Origin of the sequence: Thermococcus celericrescens, assembly GCF_001484195.1 — an archaeon.
Lineage (GTDB): Archaea > Methanobacteriota_B > Thermococci > Thermococcales > Thermococcaceae > Thermococcus > Thermococcus celericrescens.
In genome coordinates, this window is the sequence record NZ_LLYW01000057.1 from 1 (window position 1) to 648 (window position 648).

General features: G+C 53.1%; 2 pseudogenes. Both read left to right on the forward strand.

Annotation, left to right across the window (positions count from 1 at the left end):
• Positions 1-199: pseudogene (locus APY94_RS13430) on the forward strand (hypothetical protein); the annotation flags it as partial.
• A gap of 251 nt (positions 200-450) precedes the next feature.
• Positions 451-648 (forward strand): annotated as a pseudogene (locus APY94_RS12525) (OPT family oligopeptide transporter); the annotation flags it as partial.

Sequence of the window (648 nt, forward strand, 5' to 3'; positions counted from 1 at the left end):
GGCGAATCTGACGGTTGAGATAAGCTCCAGCGTTCCCATTGAGGTGAAGGTTGTCTCCTCCGACGGGACCGTGCTGAGGGATTTTGGAACCGTCAGGGAAGTGAATGCGGTCGTTGAACTTCCGAAGGGCAGGTGGAAGGTCGTGGTGAGGAACCCCGGCAAAGAGACCGCGGTCATTGACGTGACCATTAAGGTCTGAGCCTTCGTTTTTCCCAGAACTTTTCCTAAATCGCTTCAGCATTTTCAAGTTTCAACTAACCGTCGTTCGGCGGATTAAACGGCACATTAAACACCCTTCGAGCCTTCAATGTCGTAATGTGCGTTGGTGTCCACTTCTTGGCATTTACAGGTCTGAAAAACTTTATATTACCAAACGGGCCAATCTCCAAGGAATGCACATTCCTAAAGAACGTGGACATGAATGCTCATAACTGTGCAGGGGGTTGGGAGATGGCGGATGCCAACTGGAAGGTTGGAGACGCGAGCTGGAAGCGTAAGGATTCGGACGAGACCTACCGCGAAGTGACGCCCGCTGCTATAATACTGGGTGTCATCTGGGGCGCCTTCATGGCCGCCAGCTTCACCTACGCGGGAATGATAATGGGCTTCACCTCCGGCGGTTCGGCGATAGCTGCCATCGTCGGCTGG